Raw genomic sequence first — 22448 nt, 5'->3', positions numbered from 1 at the left:
GAAAGCTTAGCACCTGAAATCAGATATCCTGATTACGCGGAAAACGGGCAAACTCTTTGGAAATATTCGCATACAGCTCCACCGCCCAGCGAGGAAGATTGGCCGCAAAGCCATTTAATGGCTCCCGGCGCGGATCGTGAGGCGCAATCACCACTGAGGTGTTTTCCACGCCAATCTGATTGACCAGCACAAACAGCTCTTCAATGGCAATATCACCCACAGCCAGACACCCCACCGACTCGGCTTTGCCGTGAATATAAATATCACCACCCGGATCGGTTCGCCCTTCCTTGGCGGCGCGCATTAGATCGTAAGAATTGGGATAATTAAGCCGCATCGACAGATGAAAACGGCTGTTAGGGTTAAGATGGGTAATACGATAAATGCCCTCGGGCACCTGTTTGTCACCTTCACGCAGCTTGGGACCGGGGCCGCCACTGGCCTTGCGCACCGGGTAGCTGCGAATAAAAGTAAAATTTTCACCCTCATTGCGGGCCCACAGCTCCAGGGCTTTTTCTTCCTTGGTGGCCAGCAGAACTATGTCTTTGGGCGGATAGCTGACTTCGGCACGCATGAAGTAGGGCCTCATGCGAACCTCAGCCAACGCCCCATATGACGCAACTACATTTTCTATTGATCCATGGTTATAGCTGAAAGCGGTACCAGACATAAGTAAAGTGGTTAAAAAAAGGCTTGGCGCGACAAAAGTGGACATAAAGCGCATAAATAACAGTTAACTCTTGGTGACTTCCTGCTTCAATAATAGCCTGAGCCGCTGCCGCTTGTAACCATGTGAGCACAATTTTACAGCATAATTTGTTTCACTACGTCGCCGGGGCCACACTTATTCAGCAAACTTGGGTTATGGTGCCCGCTCACTCAGAGGTTAAACATGCAACCATTACTTCGGATCTGGCCCCTGCTGCTGCTTACCGGCTGCGCTCAAATGCCCTCTTTGCTGCAAGACGCCTCCGCACCGATAAACGAAAACAGCCCGGGTGTCAGCATTACTCAGAGCAAGCCACCCAGGCTGGCCGCCCTCACCTTTTATGCAAAAACGCCTTATAGCCAGGATCAGGCAATGCAGTGTGCAGAGCAACTGATGCAACCTCAAAGCAGTGACGAGCCGGTAATTCGCTATGCCGGCCGCGACATGCTTAACGCCAGCGGCATCATAAGCAACAACACCCGGCTTTATGGCGTGCTGCCGGTGCAGGACTATATACGCTATGAGCTGACCCTGCTGGAAAAGGTATCCGGCACCACCTACCATTTTCGCCGCATTGAGCTGTCCCGCTTTGATCCCATGGGCATTAACAGCCAGCACTACGCCGCCCTGCCACCCAGCGGCAGCAAAACCGAGCTGGTGCATCAGCAGCTAGAGGCGCTGTTTAAGGAAATGGATGCGTGTATTGCCGGGAGTAATAAATCTCCACTCAGTTAACCGTTTTCTGCCAGCCATTCTTCAAATGCTTCCATTACATGGCTGCTCAAAAGATGGGAGAAGGCTTCTTTATCACCCAGATAAAGACAATGTCTGATCATTGTGTATGGGTTTAGCGTTTCACCTGTGTTTTTATTTTCAAAGAACTCTTTGTACTTTTTGACTGTGGCTATGTTTTCCCTTAAGTAGAAATTAAACTTGCCACGGGTAATGCCTTTCTTTAGTGAAACAATTTCTTCAGTAAACCCGTCTACCTTGTGTGGTTCAAAGTAGAAATCCGGGAAAAAGTGGTTAGCAATTTTCAGGAAACTGAATGCATTCAGAATGTAGGTTTTGGTTTTAGAGTTTGATTCACCTACCTGAACAAGGTCAGTTTCTTTGGCAATTTGTTCTTGAGTTAAATCTTCAGCCTGCAGTATCGCTTCTGTTGCGTTACGAATTTCACGAAACTCCCGATCTGCCACTTCAAACAATGCTGCCAGCGAATTAATTCTTCTCTTCAGAGAGTTGGGAATGGATTTCTTATACTTAATCTTATGATCAAGCACGCTCCATGAATCCTGAATTATTGTCCTGATTTGGATCTCAAAACCAAAGTCAAAAAACTTGGAATACTCGGGGAGTGTTCTTCTCTGCTCGTTCAACTTCAGATCAAGGTGCAGACCTTTATACCCGAAGTAATTTTCAGTGCTTTCAATCTGGGCTATCTTGTCTGTAATATCAACTACTTCAAAGTGCGCGCACAGCAGATCTTTTATCTTCTCAATATCATCTTCATACAAGCAGACTACTCGAACTCCTATCAGGTCTGATATATGGTCAATGATTCTGTACTCATGATCTTTTTCTTCCAGGGCAGCTCTGTACTTACTGCTGAATTTCTTTATAGATTCATTTCTTTCTTTAACGCGACCTTCTATTTTAGATATCGTTATGTCGCTAGAGTTTCTTATCAGTGAATTAATCAAGGTAACAAATGAATTCATGGCTCCATCTAACAAGTCATAGTTTTCGTTGTAGTAATCACGAAACTCTTGCTTTGCATTTTCAAAATTTAAAGATGGCATTTATTAACCTCGAACTGCTAACACACTAACACTACATATCCATTGTTTATTTGAACTTAAAAAAACAGATACTCCTTATGTTGCTTCGTTATTCATACGAAGCGATAAAACATGTAAAAAGCAGGCTACCCGTTAATGACAGCATTCTTCTTCTGCCCTTACAGTCACACACAGTAATGAGTAACATCAAACAGGGTACTGCTCCAATTGCCACCTAGTATGACTCAAACAGATGAGGTTTTCGAGTGCAGGGAAGCTGTTTGCCCTGCTGAAGAGAAGATGCCGATTTTACAGGCTCTGCCGCTGAAGTGGTAACTGCAGGAATGCTGAGTACGTATATCACTGAAAGCGATAAAAAGAGGAAGAATGGTGCCCGGAGCCGGACTTGAACCGGCACGCCCTTACGAGCGAGGGATTTTAAATCCTTTCAGCCTCATTTAAAATCAATCACTTACAATAAAATCAACAACTTATAAATTCAGCAAGGCACAAAAAATGGCAGCAAACTAAAAATTTGCTGCCATTTTGCTGCCACTTTTCAGAGCTGATGCAGGGTAAGCGGATTGAGCTTTACCGCGTCTTCCAGGTGATTTGGCGCAAAGTGGGCATAACGCATGGTCATGGTGATCGTCGAGTGCCCGAGGATGCGCTGCAGCACCAGAATATTACCGCCGTTCATCATGAAGTGGCTGGCAAAGGTGTGCCGCAGCACATGGGAGCACTGCCCGTCCGGCAGCTCCAGTTTGGCACGAATCACGGCGTCGCGGAATGCCTCGTAGCAATCCTTGAACAACCTGCCCCGCCGCCGGGGCAGCGAGGCGAACAGCTCGGGGGAAATGGGAATGGTGCGGTTGCGTTTGCCTTTGGTTTTGATAAACGACACCCGGTAGGGCGAGAGCTGCGACTGAGTGAGCGTTTCCGCCTCCGACCAGCGGGCACCGGTGGCCAGGCAAATGCGCACCACATGGTAAAGGTCCGGGTTCTGGCTCTCCTTGCAGGCATCCAGCAGCCGGACAATCTCTTCCTGGTACAGGAACGCCAGCTCCGACTCGCTCACCTTGTAGGTACGAATGCCGTCCAGCGGGTTGGCACTGTCCCACTCCCCCAGCCGCTTCAGCTCGTTGAACACCGCCCGCAGGTAAGCGTGCTCCCGGTTCACCGTGGTGGGTGTAACCGGCCGGGTGTTCTCGTCGCCGGCCAGCCGGCGCTCCCGGTAGCTGGCGAAGTCTTTCGCCGTGAATTCGGTGGCCACCGGATCACCCAGGGCATTCACCAGGTGATTGAGCTTGGAAAACCGACTGGTGCCGTCGGTCAGGCTCTGGCCGTGCAGGCCATACCAGCGGTCCACCAGGTCGCTCAGCCGCCGCTCTTCCTGCTCGTCGGCCTGGTTCTGCCAGGGCTTGTCTGCCGAGAGCAGGTGCCGTTCAAATGCCATGGCCTCGCCCTTGGTGGTGAACAGCCGGCGGATCCGCCGGCCGTCCCGCCCTTCCGGGAATACCTGAGCCTGCCACTTGCCAGAGGGTAATTTTCGTACAGCCATGAGTTCTGCCAGTTACTGCAATATACTGATATTATATACAGTTATATTTGACGCGCATGTATAAGGCAGCTCTTGATTCACACGAACTTTTTACCCCTACAGTGCTATACGTACACCAGAACAAGGCAAAGATGTAAGGAGCAAAATGGCCTAGGGTATGCTAGCATCTTCTGGTTTTTCGCAAGCATCGCAGTTCTTCACTAAGACATTGAAATGAATCAACTTTATAAGCACAACAACAGCTTAAAAAGCCTCTTCTCAAACCTGTCCTCGGGCTCGGCTGTGGCTGAGCTGCAGCAGCAGGTAAACCTCGATTGTATCGATCAGGTCCTGCGAGAAGCGTTAAGCATCGAAGACATGCGCCAGGCAGGCTCATTTTTTACTGGTGACGAACTTGCTACAGAAGCAGTAAATGGATTCACGTCAGATATCACATTAGCCTCTGCTGTCTTAGACCCTACTTGTGGCGCAGGTAACTTGCTTATCGCATGCTCCAGAAAGCTGCCTGTAGACAAGAGCCTTACTGCCACATTAGAAAAATGGGGCAATGTTTTGTATGGCTATGATCTCTACGACTCATTTGTAGAGGCAACCAAACTTCGTATTATCCTGGAAGCAATACATAGGGGCGCGATTCCCGACTGTAGTCTAGAAAATGCAGCTAGCTTGCTAAATAATATCAGGGTCACTGATGCTACAGAAATAACATCTGAAGAATTATTAGACATTACTCATCTAATAATGAATCCACCATTCTCTATGTGGGAAATGGAAAACAGCAAAAACTGGAATGCTGGAATAGTCAATGCTGCAGCTGTCATTTTTGAGCACTATCTAGACAGGCTTCCACCAAAATGCCAGGTTAGTGCAATATTGCCTGAGGTACTCCGCTCTGGCACTCGTTATGAGAAGTTGAGACACTACACCAGCGAGCGGCTTACAGGATCAGTTCAGTTAAAAGGCCAATTCAACTCAAAAACAGATGTAGATGTTTTTACTCTGCAAGGTGTTCTAACCAGATCAAATAGAAGTATTGATTGGAGAACCAGTGGCCGTATTGCGGAGAGTGTACTCAACGACTACTTCGAGGTTTCTGTTGGACCATTGGTAGCATATCGCTCACCAGAGGAAGGCGAACTTCACCCATACATTCATTCTAAAAATCTACCTCAATGGGAGATTGTAGAAGAATTTACAGAACACCGTAGATTCACAGGGCGTGTTGTAACTCCACCTTTCGTTGTTATTCGCAGAACGTCACGGCCTTCCAGTAAATATAGAGCATTAGGCACTATAATAAGTGGTAATACTCCTATAGCCGTGGAAAATCACCTCATCATTATAAAGCCTCGTTCAAACACATTAACGGACTGTGAAAGATTAACTGAAACATTAATGTCGGAGAACACAAACGGTTTCTTAAATGAAAGAATAAGGTGCAGACACTTAACTGTTGGTGCTGTAAAAGAAATACCTTACCCATAAGTAATACGCCCAGAATACCTGGGCGTATTTTCATTTAAACAATTGGGCCTTAAGATATTCTTGGTTAGAGGCTGCATTTTTTATCATATTATGGAATGTGCTTATCATTTTAATTAGCTCATCCTGCAACTCTTCGTAGACCCTGAACAGCGTTTCAGTATCGCACCGCTCTCCATGTGCTACTTTATTTCTATGCTGAAGCATAACTTCATCAATAAAATTATCTTTTAGTTCAAATTTGCTTGTATCCAGCCCCAACCTTTGCAATATCTTAAAAAGCACTCCAGATTTCAAATTTGATTCTGTATCAACTACTTTTTTTTCATCAACAGCAAAGTTCTTCTGAAGCCCACTTACAATAAAGTCATGAAGGCTCTTTTGAGACTCATACTTATGTATTGAAAAATCTTTCCCGCATTCAGCAGCAATACCAATATGTACAAAGTTATCTTTCAGCTTATCATAAGATATCCCTTTACTTTTCAAGTAAACAAGATAAGCTTCAGCAGCTAATTTTACATGCCCTTCCCAATGAGAGTAAAGAAGAGGAATCGCACCTCTTATCACTATATTTCGCTCGTGATTTCTTAGTCTTTCCACAAGGAATTTAAGTGTAGTAAACTCCCTCTTTCTCCACGCTAGATCCTCATCAAGAGTATCATCTAGCTCTTGAAGACATCTTATTTTCACCGGAATAACTCCTGTCCAATCTCTCCCATAACAACAATGCGTTCGAGTGGACGTGCGCTTTTCTCTTGTGTTTGTATAAATCTTTCATGTTTAGTCAAGTCAATAGAAGCTTTCTGTATTTTTTCACACAATGTAGCATCAAAAATTACTTGTGGGTTTTTCTCTAAATACTTAGAAAGTCCACTACTTAAGGCTTCAAAAACAGCAATGGAAACTGCGCCTTTGTGAGCGGCTTTATCGTGATTATACTTTTTAAAGCTTCGTTCTTCCAATGCGAGGTTCATGTATTCGAAGGTTTTTCTGAAAACCTCACTCTCATTATCATAATCCAAAACCGCACTCTCAACGCTAAATATTCTGTTTAATTCAGCATTAAGGTATGGATTCACATCAGTATGCTCTTTTCTTAAAGAGTCACTCAGATGTCGCTGCACAACAAATCTAAATGCAAGCTCTTGATCGTAACACTCTTCTTTTTGCTTATCAGATATTGGTATAGTAGAAATAAAATTATCATCTTCAGCCAACTTTTTAAGCCAAAAGTAAGCTTTGTTGTTTACCATCAACAACATACAGTTCCTGACTTCCTGATCTGAAAGTCTGGACCCACCTGTATTTAAGCGCTGAAATAGCTCAAACTTAGTATCTGACTCACTTTCTCTCTTTATAATTTTTATATCTAGCTTCTCACGCTTAAAAACCCGCTTAACCTCAATATCAATTTCGCTTTCTGGATCATGAGGATCTGACCATACTTTACCAGCAAGTGATGGTAGGTATTTAGTTGCCTGTAACCGGAGTGGTTTAACTACATTTTTATTTTCATCTTTAAGAACTCCCAAAAATGAAAAAATAGTTGACAGTCTCTGCAGCCCATCAACTACATCCCATACTCCATCATCTCGCTGAGAAACAAATATAGAAGGAAGTGGAATACCGAGTAGAACTGACTCAATCAGCCTACTCTTTTGCTCTTCACTCCACCTATATACACGCTGAAACTCAGGATGTATTTCTATCTCGCCATCCTGATACAAGTTAATTACTTCACCAATAGACATTGGATAAGAGTCTGTGTGCACTTGTAAACGTGCTTTATCAATTTCTTCTCTAAGTGACATAAAACTACTCACAAAAAAATAAAATTTTATTTATCAAAGAGCACCGATCATAATTGGCTTGTTATCTTCACATTCAGAGAGCTCTTCAGCTTTAACGATATAGAACATAGCAGTTTTACTAAATGCTCTGATTCTTTTACCACAGCACTGAGATGTGAAATCAAGAATTCCACTGAATGGCTCTTTACTCAATTCAACCATGATAGGATCTAGGTCACCTAAGCTATTGGTACAATATGGGCAATTCATCAAACTATCCTCATGTATAAAATTTGTTAATACTAATTAGAACTCTATTATTTCAACCTAAACCTTCTCCCCATTAGCCAAGCTGACGATGCGCATGCACCGGGTTTGCTGCTTTTGACCTATATAGCTAGCTAGTCGCTCCAGCAATCCCCCGCCAGGTTTCCTCGTTGATTATCTTGAGCTGCTGCCCTTCGCTTCGGGCACGAATGGCGGCCTCTATCTTTCGGCCGTGGCTGCTGAACTTCCAGTCACGGCTGGCGATGGTGCCGATCACCAGCAGGTTGAGTGATTGGGTTACGTTTTTGCTGATGGTCATGCCGGCCTGGATTGCCAGTTTTTCCTGTTGTGTGCGAGGGCCTGACATGAACTTGCCGGAGAAGCACACCTTCAACCCTTCCAAGGGACCATCAAAGTCCTGATCGGTGCAAAACTCGGTTGAAAGACCACAGGCAAGGCCGGTTTCGAGAAAGCGCTGACCGGTGACATTGTGCACCAGTTCTTTGAGGTCTTCCCGTTCTTCATCGGTAATCACCCCGTCTTCCAGAATATGGTTCACACGCTCTGCGACAAGGTTGCCAGGCCAGGTGCTTAGCAGTTCTTTGTTGGTATTAAGCAGTTCATTAAGTGCCAGAACTTCCTGTTCGGAAACTACACCATCGGCAGAAATACCTTGCAGGAAACCAAAGAACTGATTGATGAGCCCGGCTTCGTCCAGGCCAATCGGCCCACCGTACTCAAGTACATCGGTAACAAGGCTGGTCAGGTCGTCCATTTCGTCCTGAGTGATGATGCCATCTTCCAGTATGTCGGTGATCAAGTCCTGGATATCGAGGAAGTCACCGTCTTGCTTGAAGTCGCTGTCGGTGCGCAGCCAAGTATCAAGGAAGAGGATTTCCGCTTCGGTCAATTCTTTGTCGGCGCTCAGGCCAGACAAAATGCCGTGTAAACCAAGGAGGTGTTTTTCTTTGTTGCGGCGATAGCTAAACGCCTTGGGAACTTCGTGCAATTCCATGCTGTTCTCCGTGCTCATGGCAGCTTTTAGCTGCTTCAGTTTTTTGTTAGGAATATTAAAAAGGTTAAATTTTTTTACCCGTCCACCTGGCGATGATGCGTATGTCGTCGGGTTTGTTGCTTTGGGTCAGGTGGATCTCCCGGTAGGCCGGGTTGTCGCTTTTGATGTAGAGACCGCCCATCAGGTCGGACTGCAGGCGTTTGATCAGGAGCTGGCCGTTAAGGCGGAGCACGTACACACTGTCGGGCAGATTTTCTACTGCGTCTTCGGGCAGCATTTCTACCAGCGGGGTGTCGCCGTCTTCCAGGGTCGGGCTCATAGAGTCACCCTGCACTTTGAGCACAGCCAGGCGTTTGCCAGAAAGGCCCTGGTCTTCCAGCCAGGCGGTGGAGAACGGTACCCGGGCTTCCAGGTGATCCCATTCGTTATGAGCACCATTGCCGGCAGAGACAAAAACGTCGTAGCTATCGACCCAGACAACACCTGAACCCACCCGCTCACTATTGAGCGCACCAGCAACTTCCAGAGACATAGCCTCGCCTTTACCAGTTGCCAACCACATCAAATCGGTGCCGGTTGCATCACAGATACCCATCAGCAAATCCATGCTGGGGACACTCTGACATTTCAGGTACTTAGTAATTGCCGTAGGCGAAACCCCGCATCTACGCGCAAAAGAACGCACCGACTCGTCCCCAACAACTTGCTGGAGCCGATCGGCAAAGGCTTGCTGATCAAAGCTACTAACCAACGTCCTGCCATCACTAGAGTGAGTCATTGATCACACCTGAACTCTGTAGAGTGAATTTATTGACACCCATTGATTGCAATAAGGCGCAGCAATCGCTATCTTTAGGGTGCACAACGCAACCACCTGAGTTCACCAAAACATGCAGGTGGTACCGATTAAGCGCAATAACACGCAATAGGTGTCAATTATGACTCAAATAGCTATCCATTTCGACACACCCGTGGTCAGTGTTGACCGCTTTTGTGAGCTCTCGGGCATGACCAAGGCCACGGTGCAACGCCGTATTGAAGAAGGCCGCATTCCGGTTATGCCCAAACAGGGCAAGCGGGAGGTGGTCATGGTCAACCTGATGGCACTGGCTATGCTGGGTGCCGAGCACTTCAAAGAACACGTGGCACCGCGCAAGCCGGGCCCCAGGTCGCGCCGCCCCCAGGCTTAAACCCCACGCTTATTCAACCACGCAAAGGATGCCAACAAATGTTTAAGCCTCATTTGAATAAATACGGCACCGAGTTCCCCCACTGGGAATCTGCGGTTGCCCGCTTTAAGGCCGACCATAACCAAAGTGAAGTTGCCCGCGGCATGAACATCAAGCCGCAGCTGTGGATTAACAAGCTCTCACCCGAGCAAAACGGCGAACCCACGGTAAAAAACGTGATTGCTGCCGCGCGGGTAACCGGGGATCACACCCTGGTGCACGGCCTGCTGCTGGAGCTGGATATGGCCGGCATTGCTCTGCCCAAGAGCAACCACAAAGGCAACGAACTGCCACTTACCAGCCAGGCACTGGAGATCACCGCCACCGCCGGCGAACTGGCACGGGATGCCATCGGCGCCCAGCAAGCCGGCCGGGTGTGCCAGCAGCGACGCGACAACGCCGTGAGCAAGGCCACCGCCATGATGGGTGCTCTCGCCCTGTTTGTGCACAACGTAGAGAGCCGCTTTCACGCCATTCCCGGCATGACGGTCGCCATGGACACACTCACCACCAGTGCCGTGCCTGGAATTTCTTGAGGAACCACGCCATGACCATGATTAACACCGCCCGCCTGCTGCGGGTACACGCCCCGCTTTGCACCCCGGCACTGCGCCCGGAGGTGATCACCCATCGCAGCCGCCCCGGCTTTATTGAATGCCAGGATGGCAGCTGGATTGTGTTGCCTGTTCAGCACAACAGAAAGCAGCGCATTAACCGCCGTCGCCGCCTGTGGGACTGGATAAAACAAGTGCTGGGTAACGAAGCCACCACCGGAGGTGCCGCATGACTGCTTTTCACCCTATCACTCAGCCAGCCGGTGAACTGGCCATTAACCATATGCGCCACTTGCTGAAGCGCTGCCGCATTGCCAGCTGGTGGAGCCAGCAACCCAGAGCCGTGCGTGAAGGGTTGTGCCGTGCCGCTGCGCTTAAGCCGGCAGCGTATTGGAGCAAGCCACTGGAAACCATGAACGATGCCGAACGCGAAGCCATACGCCGCGCCGTGGTGGCCCTGAAAGACGCCCTTGCCGGCTTTACCGCCACCGACCGGGGCGAATGGCTGCATGTGGCGGACTACAAACGCCCGGACAGCGACGAACAAAAGATGGAAGCAAAACAGGAAGCCGAGCGGCGACATGCCCTGCAGCAGCAGGCGCTGATGATTGAGCAGCGGGCGGCAGAAATAGCAAAGGCCGCCCAGCGGTAACTGAAGCGGCCTTTATAAGGTGTGTATCCACGCCAATGAATAACACGGAGTAACTATGACACAGCTTAATGCCATTAGCCAGGTAGCCAACGGCTACCTGAACGAATTCAACCGCTTGGCCCGTCAGAACCAGGCCGCCGGCATGGAACTTCAAACCGAATGTGCACTGGAAGCACTGGCCGAAGTGGCGCACCGCTGCGGATATAACGCCCTTTATGAGCAGATAACAGAGCGCAAAAATGCTCTATGGCTGCATGCCCCCATGGCCACTATCACCGCAGGAGGTGCCGCATGACCCGCCACATGACCCGCTCAGAAATGGACGGCCTGCTTATCTTGATGCTGTTTTATGAGGCCCAGCGTATAGCCGCCATTAAAGATGCCCAGTTCTGGCAGCGCCGTGCCGACGAAAGCCGCCGCGCCTGGCTGCTGGATCAGGCCTTTGTAGAGCGTGAGGAAGCCGGCCTGTGGATGCAGGACGCTGAAAAATGGCAGCAGCACATTAACGATATCAAAGCCCGTTTGCTGGAGACCTGCCATGACTGAGCGTGAATTGTTCCGCCGCTTTTATCGTGCTGCTCGCCTTGATGCTCAAACCGGCATTGCAGACATAGAGCTGCGCCACGTTATTACCGAAGACGCCATTGACAGCGGGTTCAGCCCCGCAACTATTCTTCAGATCCGTGCCGCCGCCCTTAATGCCAGCATTAACGCCATGCTGCCCGTGCGTGAACCCAGTAAGCAGAGCGTGGCCATTCAGACCATGGTGTTCACCTTTGGCCGAGTGACCAAGGGGGTGAATGCATGAAAGTGAAAGACCGCAAGCTGAACGCCACCGACCACCTTCGCGCCCATTGGCGGCAGGCCAAGGCCGATTTTTGGCGGCACTGGCGGGAGTGCTTTGAGAAGAAGGCCGACCGGGCCCGGCTGCTGCTGGACCTTGGCACCATTCGCTCCATTTACTGGCAGGCACTGGGCCAGGGCATTTTGCCGGTGGCCCGTGCCATCAGCGCCTGGTGGCGCAAAACCGCCGAACTTCACCAACTGGGCAACACCGTAATCTGATGACCTTTGCTTTTGCTAACCATGCGGCCGATGTGGCCGCTCTTTTTGCGCCTACCTCAAACGCCCACCGGGTGGCCGGCATTGATGTAGACGGCCAGCTGTACCAAGAGCACTTCCAGCAAGAGAACCTTAAGTGGGTTGAAGGCTTTCTGAGCCAGGTGGAAGATTACGCCGCTGGTGCCCTGTTCGCACATTACCAATACCGGCTTAAAAAAGGGCACAAGCCCTCTGGTGTAAACACCTGGCTGCGGCACGCCGTGGCCAAAATCAACGAGCACGCCGCCCGCTTTCCCCTGCCTCTTCGCATGATCGCCAACGAGCTTAACCGGGCCAGCATTGCCCGGCAGTGGGCCAATGCCGTAGCCGTGATCATTCAGGAACAAACCCTCAACTTTACTCAGCAGGTATCGGCCCGGGAATTGCTGAAAGCCGCCATGGAGCCGGCCAACCGCTGGGGCATTTCTCCGGTGCTGCCGGTGTTCAAAGGCGAAGCCACCGATGCCCAGCTGGACATGGCCGCCAGCGCCCTCGCCCGCCTGCAAGATCCGGAATGGTGGAAACGCCAGATCACCAAAGCCTGGCGGCGATACACCGAACATGTGGCCATTCTGGTGGGCAAGGTGCGCCGGGGCGTGAGCGCTTATGTATCGCAGCGGGCATTCAAAGATCATCAGGCTCGCAAAAATGCCAGTGCTGCCTGGCTCAAAACCATGTATGCCATCAACGAAGAGCTGGAGCTGGAAATCCCACTGGCCGAGGCGGTGAAGTCCAGCGTGTCCAATCCAGAGATCCGCCGCATGGAGCTGATGGTGCGCATGCGCGGGTTTGAGGACTTGGCCGAAGAACAAGGGCTGGTGGGCGAGTTTTATACCTGGACCGCGCCCAGCAAGTACCACGCCTGGACGGTGGTGGATAACCGCAGAAAGGCCAAGAACGGCGAGAAGCTGGAGAACTGGGTAAAGACCATTTCCAACAGCAAATACCAGGGCTACACCCCCCGCGAAACCCAGGCTTACCTCTCCGCCCAGTGGAACAAGGCCCGCGCCAAGCTCGACCGCCTGGGCGTGCGCCGCTTTGGCTTTCGGGTGGTGGAGCCGCACCACGACGGCACCCCGCACTGGCACCTGCTTATTTTTGTGCACCCCAGCCAGCGCCGGCTGCTGCGCTCGGTGCTGCGCCAATACGCCATTGAGCACGACCGGGAAGAGCTGGGCAAAAAAGGCTATCGCGCCCGCTTCGACTGGAAGGAAATCAAAAGCGAGCTGGGCAGTGCCACCGGCTACATCGCCAAGTACATCAGCAAGAACATAGACGGCTTCAAAATGGACTGGGACGAAGAATCCCAGGAAGACGCCGCCACCTCGGCCACCGCCGTGGGTGCCTGGGCCAGCCTGTGGAACATTCGCCAGTTCCAGCAAATTGGCGGCCCCAGCGTGGAGGTGTGGCGGCAGCTGCGCCGGCTGCGCAGTGCTACCCAAAACCCCATTATGGAGCCGGCCCGCCAGGCCGCCGACCGGGCCCGCTGGGCCGAGTTCGTCACCGCCATGGGTGGCATTGATGCCCAGCGCAAAGACCACCTGATCAAGCTTGCCCACATTATTCAGCCTGCCGCCAGTAAATACGGTGAAGACGTAGCCCGGTTGTTTGGCCTGCGCACAGCCGACGTCACCATCAGCGTAAACGGCACCACCACAGGGGTAATGGTGGGTGTGTCCGAGATCCAAACACGGCACCAGGGCTGGACCTTGTCACGGACTGGTCTTGGCAGTTCAAGCGGCGGCAGCCGCGCCCCTTGGAGTTCTGACAATAACTGTACGGAGGATCAAAAACCGGCAGGCAACGATCCGCTCAGCCGTGAAATGGCCCTGCTCGGCCTGGACGAGCAGGACAAAGAACGACTGCTGACCGGTGCAGTTATCGAAATTGATGGTTTATTCATCAGCATTCGTAACGGCAGCCTCAACACCAGTCGCCAGCGGCCAGGGCTTTGGCGCCCGGAAGACCCTGTTGCCATAGCGGAGGCCAACGAGTTCGCCGAACTGGAGCACGAACGCACCCGGGAACTGGCCGCTCAATACCGGCTGCAGGTTGCCCAGCTACTGGATAACGGCGGCAGCATCAAGGCCTGGATGGCCGGCATTCCCGAGCAGCACCTGCCGCTTGCCTTGAAGCAGGCCGACATCCTGCTCGACAAGATTGAAAGAGAAGCCCGCCGCACACAGCGCCCCGAGCCTATGTGCCACGAAGACGACTTTACCAACTGAATGAACGACCTTTGCCACGGGAGTAAGCAGCCATGACGCAATACCGTATTACCCAGCACGCCGTGCAACGCTATCGCCAGCGCCGCTGCCGGCACCCGCTCTACATGCCTGCCGACCTTAAACGGGCCCGGCCAGCCACCAAGGGCCGCCTGCGCAAAATCGGCCGATGGCCCCGCAGTGGCCAGCGCCTGCTGCTCACCCAGGACGGCTTCGCGTTCGTCGCCGCCGGCGCGGTGATCGTGACGTGTTTTCAGTTGGGTGCATAAGCCCATGATTTGTTTTAGTATCCCTGCCCGAAAAGGAGATAGCTATGAGCAGTACCAACGGCAATGTTTTGCCACGAGAGTCTTACCCAACACCACAATCCGTTGTATCAGCACTGCTCTCTCGCCTTGAAGTGAGAGACAACGACCACTTCCTTGAACCTTGCCGGGGAACTGACGCTATCTGGAGTCATATCGCGTTGCCAGAGCCACAGAAGCACTGGGCAGAAATAGAAATGGGGCGTGATTATTTGACGACGTTTTTCCAACGCAAGATGGACATTATCATCACCAACCCGCCTTTTTCTTTGACGGAAGCATTCATTGAGAAGTCGCTCTCTGAGCTCAGTGATAACGGAACCATGGCTTACCTGCAGCGAGTGAACTTTCTGGGTAGTAAGAAGAGAGTGCCATTCTGGCAAAAGGTAGGGTTTCCCGATAAATCACCCATTATCGTACCCAGACCAAGGTTCGTTGGCGGAAATTCAGATAGCTGCGAATACGCCTGGTTTATATGGGATAGAGGAAACCGGTTTAATATAGACAAAGGTCTGAGCCACCTGTTATGTGATTAATCGCACAAAAATTAAACTGTACCTGTTTAATGATGGACTCTCACAACTACTAACACGGAGATAAACATATGTCAGGTACTTGTGGGAGTTGTCAGCGTCCATTGAATGACTCCATCACCATAGAAGATCACCCATCCGGAAAAATTAAGAGTTGTCCCCAGTGCTCGAGCAATGAAGGCAAGCATGTTTTTTATGCTTATGACTCTTTTGGCATGAGGACCATGGAAGATGGCAGCACCATAGTGCAGTCTTGGTGCCCAGGCTGCAGATCCAAAACCAAACCACACTCAGAGCCAGCCGACATCTGCTGACCATTTCAGGGGCGCACCAGGCGCCCTTTTCACCATTGCCTAAAGGCATGACATGACCAAATCAATTATGCTCAGCGAATTGGTTTAGATTTCAACAAAAGTAGAAGGCCCTTTGCTGCCGTTTTGGACCTCCTTCATGGACTGCTCGGCAAGAGTGTCGAGAACGTACTCAGGTACCTGGGAGACAAGCTCAGGTGTATGCTCGGCCTTCCGCTGCAGCGGGGTCTTGAAGCACCTCACACGGGCCTTGTGGGTCTTAAGCATTTTTCACCTATAAAAATCAGCAACTTATGGTTATAGAAACCATTGAGTCAATCTTAATGCAAACCCATGTTTAGTGCCAATATACCGTAATAAGTAGCCAGTAATGCAGCAAGTGCCCTCCAGAATCGTGACATGTCACAGCAAAACAAGACTGTTCATTTATGGACAAATTTACTAAAGTAAACCTAAGTTGACCAACACCACAGCGCCCCAGGATCCTCCCAGGGCGCTACGCATACAGGAGGGTGGTATGATGTCTCAAGCGTTACCGGCCCAAGGAAATCATGGCGTTGACCACAGCAAGGCACTCCCGGTCGTGTTCCGAATCCTGGATAAATGGGACTGTGACACCAAAGAGCAGTTGGCCCTACTGGGCATTAACTCACGTTCAACATTGAACAAGTACAAGGCTGCACATGGCGGACTTCGTCTAAGCCCGGACACCCTGGAACGGATGAGTTACATCCTCAACATCCATAAGAGCCTGCGCATTCTGTTCACTGCCGAAGACAGCGTCTATGGCTGGGTACGCAAACCCAACCAACACCCCTTCTTCGCCGGCAGAAGCGCCATGGAGGTGATGGTGGGTGGAAAGGTGGCTGACCTGTACGAGGTATCCAAACGGCTGAGTGCCTGGCGTGGAGGAACGGCGTGAGCGAAGAGCTTGAGATTGCCCAACTGCAGGGCCAGGAGTGCTACCGACTGATCCCGAGCAAGTACCCGCCCATTGATCTGTACGAAGACGTGGCCACCGCCGACGAACTGGAAGCCGTGTACGCTGTAGAGGCCATGACCAATCCGCGACTACTGGAGCAGGCTGGTGATCTGAACTTGGTGCCTAAAGAAGATTGGCTGGTGAATATCCCCCATGCCAGTTATGCCATGGCCGCGTTCACCCATATCAATCCGGAGGGAGCGCGTTTCACTACTGGAGACTTTGGCGGTTATTACTGCGCCCCTTCCCTGGACACGGCAATAAAAGAAACCATCTACCATCAGGAAAGGCTTTACGGGTACACCAAAGAGCCCGCTCAGCGCATTCAAATGCGCTCACTGTTCGCCCGCTTCACTGCGGACCTGGTAGACATCACCGACCAACAACACCTTTCATCCAACCTCTACCACCCCACCGACTACAGCCACAGCCAGGCCTTTGCCAGCGAGCAACGTAGTAATGGGAAGGATGGCTTGATGTATCGTTCGGTCAGGCATGCCGGACATGACTGCTTTGTACTGTTCAGACCCAGGCTGATCACGGAAATCTGCCAGGCCAAGCACTTTGAATACTGTTGGAATGGCAATGCAATAACAAACGTACTTGAAGTAAAATTACACAAATAAAAATAGAGATGATTATGAGCACGGATGAAAAAAACAACAACCCTATAGAACCTTTGAAAAATATAGGTGTATTCTTTGGGGCTGCCACTCCTATATCAATAGTTCTTGGCAGTTTACTTATGTATATTTACCTTTCAAAAAATAATGTAAATACATATTTTATTGAAGTAATATCCACACCTAGCATGCTAATAGCTTCTTCTATATACATAGGTATATTAATGCTTTTATCTGGCGTTATATTCTCTTGTAACTTTATATTTAAACAGGAGTTTAAAATAGGCAAGAAAAGCCTTTATGAACATCTAAAACACCACCACGAAAAGGGAAACAAATTAGAAGTCAAAATTTTAAATTTCTTTTATTCATCCCTTTTAGTTGTAGCTATCGCCATGACACCACTATTCAGAGTTGAATATGGAAAGGCAATTATAACTGTAGCGTTAATTACAATATCCATTGCAAGTTCAATCATAAGCCTTTGGGTTTTTGAAAAGAACAAAAGAATACCCTTTAGTAAATACCTTAACTCTTACTTTTCATTTAGTGGTCCTCTTATAAAAAACTGGTGGACACACGCCTTATTCTTCTTTTTGATTTCAGTAAATGTATTCTCAATTTTCTTATTAATAGCCTACGTACCAAAATCGGAAAAAGTTGAAAGCGTCCTGGGTGGGTACTATTTCATTCTTGCCACCCTAGTAATAACTATCATCATATATGCAGTTAACTACATATATATAATCTCCAATAAAAAAGTCACTGCATATGTAACAGTTTCATTATTAATTTCAATGATGGTGGGAAAAATTCACTTTGACGATAATGACAAGGTATTTAGAGATGCACTAATGATCAATGAAAACAAAAAAATAATCATCTCAAAAAAAATACGAGATGAGCTATCATTATCTTCAGTGTCAGAAGAATACAAGCCATCCAGTCTCTTCACGATAAGTTATAAAAGCGTGATAGTACCAACGAATGAAAACTTTATTATAAAGACAAATGATAACTCAATCGTGAGTCTTCCTAAATCACAAGTGATTGGTGAAATTACCTATAGTACGAAGAATTGAATTCAATAAAAAAGGGCGCTCATCGCGCCCCTTCCAGTTCCCTCAGTAAATCCCGTTGTGCCCCCGGCGGCAGTGCCCTCACCAGCTGGAACGCCATTTGGCTGGTGGTCTTGGCGCTGGGGTTCAGCGTATGCCGGTAACCAACACTGGCCACCCAGGTGTGGCCGCACTCGGCCTCATTACACTGGCAATACAGTTCGGTGTAGTCCGGGCTCAGGCGGTTGGTTTTGGTGATCCGGCCCTTGCTGCCGCACTCTCTGCAGTAAACGCGCATCTGTAAATTCCCCCCGATTAAACATGCACCCATGATAAATCATCCGGCCGCGCATGGCACCCAAACCACTGTATTTTCATCCAGTTATTCCAGCACAAATTCCAAGGCCAGCCGGGCCGGAATATCCGGGTCCGAGTTCACTTCATCAGCAATCAGCTCACACAGCGGCAACACCTCGTTGCGGGTATACACAATGTCGGTCTTTTCCGGGTCGCCCAGGCCAGCGGCGTTGCTCGGGATAATGCCCGCCTGCCCCGGCGGGAACCGGTGCGCGGTGAGCACGTCTTGGGCGCTGATGTTCTTGATGCGGTCGAAGTCGTCTTTGGTGGCAATGTCCCCCACCGGGATCAGCTTCACCCCGTCCGGGTTACCGTTGGGAATATTGATAAACAGGCTGCGGAAGTTGCCCACCCCTTTGGAGCTTTGGATCTTGGCTTTCAAATCTTCTTCCTGCGTTTCGCTCAGGTTCGGGTCGGTGGCGTAGAAGATAAAGCCCATGTGCGCCCCGTTCTGGTAGTAGCGCCTCCGGAACAAAGTAGCGTCCCGGTTCAGCAGCGCCGACTGGATGCCGCCGAGGTAATCCGGCAGGCCGTAAATCTGCTGCCGTGGGTCATACTGCGACAGATAGATCACATCGTCCTGCCGGTAATGCAGCTGCTCATTATTGGCCCGCAACAGCCGAAAGTCGCCGCTCTGGTGCCGGCGCAGATACATAGACGGCAGCGGATGCAGCCGCACCACCCGGCCCAGGCCGTTACGTATCTTCAAAAAGGCAGCGTCACCGAACTGGATCAGATCATGCACAAAGGCCTGCATTTGCCGGCGCTTCAGCCCGGCCCCGCCCTTAAAGCGGCCGGCCACCATATTGCGCCGGGCATAAATCAGCGCCCCGTGGTGGGCGTTGGTGTTGGCAATCTGGGCCAGCCCCTGCCGGCTGATGGGCGTGCTCCAGTAGTCGGCATAATGGTCATAAAACAGTTCGGCGTAATCGGTCAGCCAGCGGTTGGGCTCTATCGCTTCCGGCTCGCCAAAACTAAAGGCGATCAGATCTTTGGATTGGTTGGGTTCGCTCATGTTTGAATAGCCCAGGTTGAAGTGCGTTTGTTCGTATGGTCCAGCGGCTCATTGATCACCGCATGAGAAATGGCAAAGAAGTCATCGGCGTGGCCGGTGGTGGCGTCCCGCCCGGCCTTAAAGGTCATGGCATTGCCGCTGCCTGTGGTGGTGCGCTTGATGGCCATAAAGGCCAGCGGAATATCTTTCAGCAGCCGGTCCCAGCTGATGCGCCCCGCCTCCACCACGTCGATCATTTTCAGCACAAGGCGGTTTTTGCTCTCTACCGAGTAGTGAATGGCATGGGCCTCGCGGGGGAACTTGGTCTTAAGCAAATCGAACACCCCAGCACCGATGCCGGTAATGTCCACGCCGATATAAGTCACCCGATAGCGTTTAAATATCTTGGCGATCTCCGCTACGTGGTGCTGAAAGTTCAGGCCTCGCCAGCGATGCCGCTCCAGCACCCGGAACGGCTCACCGCTGAGCAGCGGCGGAGCCACCACCACCAGGGTGGCGTTATCGCGGGTGCGGCTCGGGTCATAGCCCAGCCACACTTCCCGGGTGCCGAACGGCCGGGCCGCTCTTGGGTCGAAGTCTTCCCACAGTTCGGTGTCGACCCCGCACCCTTCCAGCTGGCCAAACTTGAACACGCTGGCTTCGTCGTCCACGAACTCGCACATGAACAGGTTACGGAATACCTCGTCGGCGTATTCGTCCCGCAGCTCGTCCACATCAATCAGGTTGCAGCCGCTGGCCACGGCATCCTCCACGGTAATGGCATAGCGCCATTGCCGGTCCGGGCATACCCGGCCGCCGTCGCGGTAGTCATCCAGTGTGGGGAATTCCACGTCTTTGCGGCTGTCTTTGCCGTTCTTCCAGTCGTCACCGGTCCAGAAGCCATAGGCTGGGTGCGCCTTGGCCGAGGGCGTGGAGAAGTAGGTTTTACGCCAGCGGGTTTGGGTGGCCATGGCCGACGCCACGTTGGAAAGTTTGGTAAAGTTCGGGATCCAGAAGTATTCGTCTATGTAGACGTTGCCAGACCTGGACTGGGCGCTGTTGGAGTTGGTGGAAAGAAAGTGCAGCTCAGCGCCGTTGCTTAAGATTATCGGGTTGCCCGACAGCTCTACGTTCAGGAACTCCCGGGCAATATTAATGATGTAGGAGCGGAACACCTCGGCCTGGGCACGGGTGGCCGACAGAAATATCTGGTTGCCACCGGTGATGGCAGCGTCTTCCAGCGCCTCGCCGGCAAAGTAATAGGTCATGCCAATCTGGCGGCTTTTCAGAATATTGCGGGTGCGCGGCACCTCCGGATCGTGCATGGCCTCGCGGCAGCGCAGCTGATAGCCAAACAGGGTATCCAGAAACGGCTGAAAATCCTCCGGCAGCAGCTCGCCCACGTTGTTTTTGGCGGCCTTGCCTTTTTTACCCTTGCCACCCCGAGCCTGACCACCCCCTTTGCGACCGCGCCGTAGCTCTGGCAGTTCGTCGGCCGGCACACCGGCATCAATGGCCGCTTCCCGCTCTTTCAGCCCCACTTCCTTTTCGCGCAGCTGCAGCAACTCTTTCTTCAGCCGCACATGCTGGCTGATCAGCCGGTCCAGTTCGTCCAGCTCGGCCTGGCTCTTTTTCTCCCGGTTCAGCAGCAGCTGCACCCGCAAGGCAATGGCATCCTCCAGCTGAATTTCCGACAGCAGCGAATCCCAGGCGTATTTTTCCACCCACTGATACACCACCCGCACCGAGTTCAGGCTGAGTTCCTGGGCAATTTCCCGGGGCAACCAGCGCTTTAAATACAGCCCTTTGGCGGCGTTGCGGATTTCTTCTGAGTAAGCCATTGCGTTCCGTGGTCATGATGAATGCGGCCATCATACCCACCCGGACACACCTTCTATGCCCCTGAAATTCCTAGAAATTCCGATAATTCAAAAATCGGAATTGAGCGGAACCGCGGCAGATGAAATTGCCGCCGCAAGGCCCTAGCCTGTCGCCATCACAGAACACGAGCAGGCAAATGAAACCCGATTCACGGTTACGCACAGGCTGGATTTGCATTGCCACCGAAGGCAACAGCGTTGACGGGCGTTATATCTCCCGCGACTGGCTCACCGACATGGCCGAGACCTACGACCCCGACCACTACACCGCTGTTATCTGGCCGGACCATTATCGCTGGTCAGCCATGGGCAGTGTTGAAAGCCTCAAAGCCGAGGAAGTAGACGGCAAGATGAAGCTGTTCGCCGTACTGCGCCCGAACCGGGATCTCATCTATTACAACCAGATCGGCCAATACCAGTTCTGCAGCATTGAGCCCAAGGAGCAATTCGCCGGCGGCGATAAAACCTATCTGATAGGTATGGGCGTGACCAGCGAGCCCGCCAGCACCGGCACCACCCGCATGCAGTTCAGCACCAATGGCAAAGAGCACAACAAGCTGATTGGCCAGAGCGAGCCGTTCAGCCTGAAAGAGCTGGCCGACCGTGAGCAAGAAGTGGGTATGTTCAAAAAGTTTACCGCCTGGCTAAAAGGCCAAGAGCAAGAGCCCCCTGCCACCACCGATAACACCCCCGAGGATCCAGAAATGGACAAAGAACAGTTCAACAAGATGCTGAGCGCAATTGAAGGCATCGCCACCAAACAGGGCGAGCTGGAGACCAAAATTGAAGCCTTCAGCAAAAAAGAAGAGCCGGCCCCGGCCAAAGAGCCCGAGAAGAAAGACGAGCCCGAGCAACCCGCCACCAACGGCATCACCGCCGAGCAGTTCACCAAACTGCTGAATGCCGTAGAAGGTGTGGCCAGCAAGCAGGGCGAGCTGGAAACCCAGTTCTCCAGCCTGCTGAAAGAGCAGCCCGGCCAAATCCCCGGCGGCGCCCCCGCTGGCGGCGACACTTATCACCTGGTTTAAGGAGCAAG

At 51.2% G+C, this 22448-nt stretch carries 27 protein-coding genes and 1 pseudogene; 17 read left to right on the top strand and 11 right to left on the bottom strand.

Annotated features, from left to right (window positions below; all coding sequences use genetic code 11):
• Positions 1 to 19 precede the first annotated feature (19 nt).
• Positions 20 to 574 (bottom strand): L,D-transpeptidase family protein, encoded by a 555-nt coding sequence (locus N2M06_RS06290; protein ID WP_019934003.1) that lies wholly within the window; start codon positions 572 to 574, stop codon positions 20 to 22.
• Between the two features lie 318 nt (positions 575 to 892).
• Here N2M06_RS06290 and N2M06_RS06285 point away from each other — a divergent pair, with 318 nt between their 5' ends.
• On the top strand, positions 893 to 1444 hold the full coding sequence (locus tag N2M06_RS06285; protein ID WP_317074701.1) for a hypothetical protein: 552 nt from the start codon (positions 893 to 895) through the stop codon (positions 1442 to 1444).
• Here N2M06_RS06285 and N2M06_RS06280 read toward each other — a convergent pair.
• Together N2M06_RS06280 and N2M06_RS06275 are read right to left on the bottom strand one after the other, a co-directional pair.
• A complete protein-coding gene (locus tag N2M06_RS06280; protein ID WP_019934005.1) occupies positions 1441 to 2511 on the bottom strand; it encodes a hypothetical protein in 1071 nt (356 codons plus the stop codon). The genes N2M06_RS06285 and N2M06_RS06280 overlap by 4 nt on opposite strands.
• 538 nt (positions 2512 to 3049) lie before the next feature.
• Positions 3050 to 4051, bottom strand: coding sequence for a site-specific integrase (locus N2M06_RS06275; RefSeq protein WP_346351960.1), 1002 nt, complete (start codon positions 4049 to 4051; stop codon positions 3050 to 3052).
• A 213-nt stretch (positions 4052 to 4264) separates the two neighbouring features.
• Between N2M06_RS06275 and N2M06_RS06270 the strand changes: the two genes are divergently transcribed.
• Positions 4265 to 5536: an N-6 DNA methylase gene (locus tag N2M06_RS06270; protein WP_346351959.1), complete on the top strand. Its 1272-nt coding sequence runs from the start codon at positions 4265 to 4267 to the stop codon at positions 5534 to 5536.
• 30 nt (positions 5537 to 5566) lie between these two features.
• Here N2M06_RS06270 and N2M06_RS06265 read toward each other — a convergent pair whose 3' ends face one another.
• The 5 genes and pseudogenes from N2M06_RS06265 to N2M06_RS06245 form a co-directional block, all read right to left on the bottom strand.
• A complete protein-coding gene (locus tag N2M06_RS06265; protein WP_346351958.1) occupies positions 5567 to 6226 on the bottom strand; it encodes an MAE_28990/MAE_18760 family HEPN-like nuclease in 660 nt (219 codons plus the stop codon).
• Complete coding sequence (locus N2M06_RS06260; protein WP_346351957.1) at positions 6223 to 7347, bottom strand: DUF262 domain-containing protein; 1125 nt, start codon at positions 7345 to 7347, stop codon at positions 6223 to 6225. Before N2M06_RS06260 ends, N2M06_RS06265 begins: the two co-directional genes overlap by 4 nt.
• A gap of 376 nt (positions 7348 to 7723) precedes the next feature.
• Complete coding sequence (locus tag N2M06_RS06255; RefSeq protein WP_346351956.1) at positions 7724 to 8608, bottom strand: BRCT domain-containing protein; 885 nt, start codon at positions 8606 to 8608, stop codon at positions 7724 to 7726.
• Between the two features lie 64 nt (positions 8609 to 8672).
• Entirely contained in the window at positions 8673 to 9140 is a 468-nt protein-coding gene (locus N2M06_RS06250) for a S24 family peptidase (protein ID WP_346352157.1), read from the bottom strand.
• A gap of 12 nt (positions 9141 to 9152) precedes the next feature.
• Positions 9153 to 9386 (bottom strand): annotated as a pseudogene (locus N2M06_RS06245) (helix-turn-helix transcriptional regulator); the annotation flags it as partial.
• Positions 9387 to 9546: 160 nt separating this feature from the next.
• On the opposite strand from N2M06_RS06245, the gene N2M06_RS06240 reads away from it, so the two are divergent.
• The 14 genes from N2M06_RS06240 (at position 9547) to N2M06_RS06175 (ending at position 18205) form a co-directional block, all read left to right on the top strand.
• A complete protein-coding gene (locus N2M06_RS06240) occupies positions 9547 to 9798 on the top strand; it encodes a hypothetical protein (protein WP_346351955.1) in 252 nt (83 codons plus the stop codon).
• A 38-nt stretch (positions 9799 to 9836) separates the two neighbouring features.
• A complete protein-coding gene (locus tag N2M06_RS06235; RefSeq protein WP_346351954.1) occupies positions 9837 to 10373 on the top strand; it encodes a phage regulatory CII family protein in 537 nt (178 codons plus the stop codon).
• Between the two features lie 11 nt (positions 10374 to 10384).
• Complete coding sequence (locus tag N2M06_RS06230) at positions 10385 to 10624, top strand: hypothetical protein (RefSeq protein WP_019934013.1); 240 nt, start codon at positions 10385 to 10387, stop codon at positions 10622 to 10624.
• Positions 10621 to 11043, top strand: a complete 423-nt coding sequence (locus N2M06_RS06225) for a hypothetical protein (protein WP_346351953.1) — start codon at positions 10621 to 10623, stop codon at positions 11041 to 11043. The genes N2M06_RS06230 and N2M06_RS06225 overlap by 4 nt, the downstream gene beginning before the upstream one ends.
• Positions 11044 to 11098: 55 nt before the next feature.
• Complete coding sequence (locus N2M06_RS06220; protein WP_346351952.1) at positions 11099 to 11338, top strand: hypothetical protein; 240 nt, start codon at positions 11099 to 11101, stop codon at positions 11336 to 11338.
• Complete coding sequence (locus N2M06_RS06215) at positions 11335 to 11589, top strand: hypothetical protein (RefSeq protein WP_019934016.1); 255 nt, start codon at positions 11335 to 11337, stop codon at positions 11587 to 11589. Before N2M06_RS06220 ends, N2M06_RS06215 begins: the two co-directional genes overlap by 4 nt.
• Positions 11582 to 11851: a hypothetical protein gene (locus tag N2M06_RS06210; protein WP_346351951.1), complete on the top strand. Its 270-nt coding sequence runs from the start codon at positions 11582 to 11584 to the stop codon at positions 11849 to 11851. The genes N2M06_RS06215 and N2M06_RS06210 overlap by 8 nt, the downstream gene beginning before the upstream one ends.
• Positions 11848 to 12108 (top strand): hypothetical protein, encoded by a 261-nt coding sequence (locus tag N2M06_RS06205; protein ID WP_346351950.1) that lies wholly within the window; start codon positions 11848 to 11850, stop codon positions 12106 to 12108. Before N2M06_RS06210 ends, N2M06_RS06205 begins: the two co-directional genes overlap by 4 nt.
• A complete protein-coding gene (locus tag N2M06_RS06200) occupies positions 12108 to 14372 on the top strand; it encodes a replication endonuclease (protein ID WP_346351949.1) in 2265 nt (754 codons plus the stop codon). Before N2M06_RS06205 ends, N2M06_RS06200 begins: the two co-directional genes overlap by 1 nt.
• 32 nt (positions 14373 to 14404) lie before the next feature.
• Positions 14405 to 14638, top strand: a complete 234-nt coding sequence (locus N2M06_RS06195; protein ID WP_346351948.1) for a hypothetical protein — start codon at positions 14405 to 14407, stop codon at positions 14636 to 14638.
• A 44-nt stretch (positions 14639 to 14682) separates the two neighbouring features.
• On the top strand, positions 14683 to 15210 hold the full coding sequence (locus N2M06_RS06190; RefSeq protein ID WP_346351947.1) for a DNA methyltransferase: 528 nt from the start codon (positions 14683 to 14685) through the stop codon (positions 15208 to 15210).
• Positions 15211 to 16035: 825 nt separating this feature from the next.
• Entirely contained in the window at positions 16036 to 16440 is a 405-nt protein-coding gene (locus N2M06_RS06185) for an MbcA/ParS/Xre antitoxin family protein (RefSeq protein ID WP_346351946.1), read from the top strand.
• Positions 16437 to 17126: an RES family NAD+ phosphorylase gene (locus N2M06_RS06180; protein ID WP_346351945.1), complete on the top strand. Its 690-nt coding sequence runs from the start codon at positions 16437 to 16439 to the stop codon at positions 17124 to 17126. The genes N2M06_RS06185 and N2M06_RS06180 overlap by 4 nt, the downstream gene beginning before the upstream one ends.
• 14 nt (positions 17127 to 17140) lie before the next feature.
• A complete protein-coding gene (locus N2M06_RS06175) occupies positions 17141 to 18205 on the top strand; it encodes a hypothetical protein (RefSeq protein ID WP_346351944.1) in 1065 nt (354 codons plus the stop codon).
• Positions 18206 to 18224: 19 nt separating this feature from the next.
• Here N2M06_RS06175 and N2M06_RS06170 read toward each other — a convergent pair whose 3' ends face one another.
• The 3 genes from N2M06_RS06170 to N2M06_RS06160 form a co-directional block, all read right to left on the bottom strand.
• Entirely contained in the window at positions 18225 to 18479 is a 255-nt protein-coding gene (locus N2M06_RS06170) for an ogr/Delta-like zinc finger family protein (RefSeq protein ID WP_346351943.1), read from the bottom strand.
• An 84-nt stretch (positions 18480 to 18563) separates the two neighbouring features.
• On the bottom strand, positions 18564 to 19553 hold the full coding sequence (locus tag N2M06_RS06165) for a phage portal protein (protein WP_346351942.1): 990 nt from the start codon (positions 19551 to 19553) through the stop codon (positions 18564 to 18566).
• The gene (locus tag N2M06_RS06160; protein WP_346351941.1) at positions 19550 to 21373 is read right to left on the bottom strand and encodes a terminase family protein; all 1824 of its coding nucleotides are present in this window, start codon (positions 21371 to 21373) and stop codon (positions 19550 to 19552) included. Before N2M06_RS06160 ends, N2M06_RS06165 begins: the two co-directional genes overlap by 4 nt.
• Positions 21374 to 21549: 176 nt before the next feature.
• Between N2M06_RS06160 and N2M06_RS06155 the strand changes: the two genes are divergently transcribed.
• A complete protein-coding gene (locus N2M06_RS06155; protein ID WP_346351940.1) occupies positions 21550 to 22440 on the top strand; it encodes a GPO family capsid scaffolding protein in 891 nt (296 codons plus the stop codon).
• The last annotated feature ends 8 nt before the right edge of the window (positions 22441 to 22448 follow it).

Origin of the sequence: Oceanimonas sp. AH20CE76 (genome assembly GCF_039654065.1) — a bacterium.
Taxonomy (GTDB): Bacteria; Pseudomonadota; Gammaproteobacteria; order Enterobacterales; family Aeromonadaceae; genus Oceanimonas; species Oceanimonas smirnovii.
This window is presented reverse-complemented; position numbering and strand designations above follow the sequence as displayed.